We start from the raw sequence: 4,680 nt of genomic DNA, 5'->3' as shown, positions 1-4,680 counted from the left end.
CGGCCTGAAGGATATAAATAGGCGCCCGTAGGTTGGGAATTGAATAAATAAACTGGACATACAACAGAATCGACCCATCTTTTATCGCATCCTGCATCGCACGCGCATCAGGCGTAAAGGCTTTATTTTCATATTACGCGAGCTGTGGTAAGCTATGCTCAACTTGGTTCGCTCATAGACTGGAGGGCTCCGGATGGGCAAGGTTTTAGGCATCGCAATACAGAATTATGGCTCATTGAAAAAGATAAAAATGGGACAACTGTACAGTGACCGACAGGGCAAGCCTCTTGGAAACATGGTTGCTATTATTGGTCCTTCCGGAAATGGTAAGAGCACCATTGCCGATGCATTTGGTTTTATTTCGGACTGCCTGACAACAGATGTGGAAAGCTCGTGCGACGCCCGAAATCGCGGTGGATACGAGCAAATAATATCACAAGGCGCCAGCGGGCCGATACGTTTTGAAATCTACTATCGCGAGACAAGCAACGCACGTCCGATAACCTATGAACTGACGATTGATAAAGATAAAATAGGGCGCCCGTATGTAAAAGAAGAAAGGCTGAGGCAGCGTGTGCAAAAAAATGGGCGGCCGATGTCTTTCCTGTACCTAATAGAAGGAAAAGGGTACGCCTTTGAGGGCGCGACGGGCGGCCAGGACGATGAAGGGCAGATTACCGGCAATAAAGCCGAAGTGGAATTGAGTGATACAAGAAAGCTGGGAATTGTAACGCTTGGCGCAATGAAACAGTATTCCCGTATAGAACAGTTTCTTGGATTTTTACGCAGTTGGTATTTATGCTATTTCTCTCCTGACACGGCACGACAGATACAGACTGCGGCGCCAACGCCGTACCTCAACAGGGAAGGCAGTAATTTGAACAATGTCGCCCAATATATGTATCGGGAGAATCCAAAGGAATTTGAAAGGATACTGGCTGACATTCAAACAAAAATCCCAAACATCGCCAATATACAACCTGTAAAACTTCAGAATGGCCAAATGTATTTGGAATTTCGACAGGACGGGTTTAAAGAGCCGTTCTTTTCTCAGAGAATGTCTGACGGAACACTCAAACTTTTTGCCTATTATCTTTTACTTCATGAGAAAAACCCACGAAAGCTGGTTTTTATCGAAGAACCGGAGAATGGCTTATATCATCAATATTTACCGGATCTAGCTGCAGAAATGGCTAAAAATGTCGGCACAGGTTACAGTAAACAGTTATTTGTGACTACACACAGCCCTTTTTTTGTTAATGCTCTCTCCCCAGAACAGGTATGGGTGCTCGAAAAAGGGACGGATGGTTTCTCGAACGCACGAAAAGCCTCTGATTACGAATTCGTAAGCAACTTGGTTGCCGAGGGAGCATCTATGGGAGATTTGTGGTACAGCAAATATTTCGGCTGACGGAGGTAGCAGGAATGCATTTTCAATTTCTTATCGAAGATCAGTCGAGTGAAGCGCTTATTCTTGAACTGATGCAAAAAATTGTTCCAGACGCTCCTCACATCACTTACGATTGCAAATCATTCAGGGGCATTGGTGGTTTTAGGAAAAAGCAGACAGGGAAAGAAACGCGAACTGGTAAACTCCTTGACGATTTGGCTATTTATTTGAGGGGGTTTGATAAAAGTTTTCGCGATTTTCAGGCCGCGATATTTGTAATCCTTGATAATGACGATAATATTACAGAAGACTTCAAAGCCAGACTTGAACAAGTTGCAGTTGATAAAAATATTACAACCGATCATGTGTTTTGTATCGCGGTTGAAGAGGTGGAAGCGTGGCTTTTGGGAGACGAGGCCGCAGTTACAGCCGTATATCCCGACGCTAGACGACAGGTGCTCCGTGCATATGTGCAAGATTCGATCTGCGGCACTTGGGAAACGCTTGCCAATGTAATATATCCGGGTGGTTTGGTACGGATGCAAAAAGAATGTCCCTCATATAGAGAAATAGGTATGAGAAAAAAGGAATGGGCACAAAAAATTGGTTCGCAAATGGATTTGAGTCGAAACAAATCCCCGAGTTTTAATTATTTCATAAACGAACTGCGCCAGAGGATAAGTCCCGCAGCATGACGAAGTCTGTACGGCGCTTGTTTTTGACCGTAGATACTGACATTACCGCGTGGAAGTTTTTGTCAATATATTGTAGGTATTGCCGAAAAGGCGAAGGCCTTCCGAAGGTAGCGCAATATCTGCGATGCCCCGCAGTTTCGTTGATAACACAGTCCATGGATGCTAACTCCTTGAAGCAATAAAAAGCCTGATTGAAGAGGCAACAACAAAGAACTGAAAGAGCCTACAAGGGGCGATTGCTTGGAAGTGGTTTTTGCAATATTTGGTTGAAACAAGGCGGAGCAAGATGTCGCGTGACGAGAAGATCTAAAAAATGTATACTTAATATAAAGCATCGCCGCATGTTTTTCGCTGAAATTTTTAACAAACGGGTGGAGGGGAATGTACTTGAGGAAATTCGAGATTATCAAGCGTACCTGTCTTGTGGCCGCGCTATTGTTGTTTGTGTTTGGGGCTGCGGCGCAGGCGGCGGAGTATGCCGAGGGCGAAGCGCTGGTTGTGCTTCGCGGGTCTATGAGCGTGAACAGATTTAACGCGGGAGACGCAGCCGCTCAGCAGCGAAGCATTGCCGCGCGGGTAAAGCAGGCGGCGCCATCCGGCGTGGACACGGTGGAAGGCTACAACGTCCTTACAGCGAAGAGCGAAAAGACATTTGCCCACGTAAAGTCCGATTCCATGACCACGGAAGAGCTGATGAAAAAATTATCTTCCGCCCCGGACGTAGTCGCGGTATTTCCCAATTATATAAGACAGAACAGCGCTATAGACTACTGCCTTAACCTTGGCCTCCAGGATAATTGGAATATGTCAAACCTCTTTACCGCATGGACCAAGTACAGAGTCACAGGCAACGCGAATATCCTTGCGGCCGTTGTGGATACAGGAGTCAAATACGACCACCACGACCTTGTGGACAATATAGCCTCAATATCCGGCCTTACCGGGAGCTATGCGGCATACAACAACGCAGCGGGGGCGTGGTTTTCTCAAAACGGTGCATCTAAATATACTGTTTCAGGCGTCTCAGGCGGCACCTTTTTGCCTACTTACGACCAATTGAAGCTTGACGGCAAGGCAAGCGCGAACTGGCGTGACTGGAGGCAGTTCGGGGATCTTGCCGGGCACGGGACGCATGTTGCTGGAATAGTAGGAGCGGTCGGCGCAAATTCTATAGGGATAGCGGGCGTCAACTGGAGGGTGAAGCTGCTTCCCGTGAACATTTTTACCCTAAAGAGCGACTTGTCGGAGTTGGTGGGCGCTTATGACTCGGACACCATCAGCGCCATGCAGTATCTTCTTGAAGTGCAGAAAAATTCCAATTATAAGGGTAGGCTCAAAGTCGTAAACCTATCTGTCGGATCGTGGAACCCGAGAGCGATAAACTACAAGGCCTCTAATCCTTACGTGCAGGCCATCAAGGCGCTCGGAGACGCGGGAGTGACCGTTTGCATCGCGGCTGGCAACGAAAGCCAGAATATAAACGCGCCGACAGGCCAATATCTAGGTAAGCTGCCCTTTCCAGCGGCTTTTGGGACGCTGCCCGGCATCTCCAATGTCATTGTCGTTGGGGCTGCGGAATATAACACAGCTGGGCGTATTCAGCGCGCCTCCTACTCCAATTACAGCAATCCGTCGAAGGCCGACAAGGCAAGATATGTTGATATCTTTGCCCCAGGCACAAATATATTGAGCACTGTACCCAGATACCTGCCCAAGGGCGTCTGCCGCAGCGGAGTGTTGTCAGACTCTTCAGACGGACACTACGCAGGGTACGGTTATATGAGCGGCACCTCGATGGCCGCTCCAATGGCCTCAGGCGCGGTGGCGCTGCTTTACGCAAACTATCCGTCCTATTCTCATAAACAGATAATGAACCTGCTTTTTTCCAGCGCGAATGGCGCGTGCCTTGGCAAAGGCTATTCGACCTACGGCCTGATGAATATAGATGCCGCCATCAGGCGCGGCGGCTCCGTTCCCGTGAAACCTCCTGCAACGGCCGCAGCGAAAATCTCAGCAAAGGCGCTTGCGTCGTTTGCGGCGCCGGAGTTGGACTTCGACGTTTCAGAGTATATGACCAGGCTGGGGCTCTCTGCGAACTATCAGTATGACAAAGAGGACGACGCCTTTTATCTTAGCGACGACATGGCTTTTGACATCGCGGACGCTATGACTGAAAGTGAAGACGAATATGCGGAAATGGAGATATCCGAACCGCTGCCTGTCTTTGCCCTATCAAGCGATACTCAAGCCCCATTTGCCTCAGGCGATATTGTGGAAAGTGTTTTTGAGATAGACGGTTTTTGGCTTGGCGACGACGTAAGCAGCCTGCGCCTGTACAGAGGGCCTGGTGCAAACGGCAACGCGGCGCTTTCTCTTGACTATGTGGAAAGCGGCGACATCGACGGAACCTTCTGCCTTGCTGCTGACGGCCATCCGCTTGCTTCCACAGAACTCATCGAACCCGACAAAACCTACGAGCTTCGCATCAGGGTCAAGGACAATGGAAAGTACGATCTAGACGACGCGGAGGGCAGGATATTGAATGCGATGGCGCTCTACACGATCGTGCCCTCTCAGGATGAAGAGGCCGATATT

The 4,680-nt window shown here is 48.8% G+C and carries 3 protein-coding genes; all 3 read left to right on the top strand.

Annotated features, from left to right (window positions below; translation table 11 throughout):
* Positions 1-193: 193 nt before the first annotated feature.
* Positions 194-1,411 carry an AAA family ATPase gene (locus RRY12_12545; protein MEG2185502.1) on the top strand — a complete coding sequence of 406 codons (1,218 nt, stop codon included), beginning with the start codon at positions 194-196 and terminating at the stop codon, positions 1,409-1,411.
* Positions 1,412-1,425: 14 nt separating this feature from the next.
* The gene (locus tag RRY12_12540) at positions 1,426-2,085 is read left to right on the top strand and encodes a DUF4276 family protein (protein ID MEG2185501.1); all 660 of its coding nucleotides are present in this window, start codon (positions 1,426-1,428) and stop codon (positions 2,083-2,085) included.
* A gap of 387 nt (positions 2,086-2,472) precedes the next feature.
* On the top strand, positions 2,473-4,680 hold a 2,208-nt coding region (locus RRY12_12535; GenBank protein ID MEG2185500.1), incomplete at its 3' end, for a S8 family serine peptidase.

Origin of the sequence: Cloacibacillus sp. (assembly GCA_036655895.1) — a bacterium.
Classification (GTDB): Bacteria; Synergistota; Synergistia; order Synergistales; family Synergistaceae; genus JAVVPF01.
The sequence above is the reverse complement of the archived record's forward strand: the minus strand, read 5'-3'. Positions and strand labels throughout refer to the sequence as shown.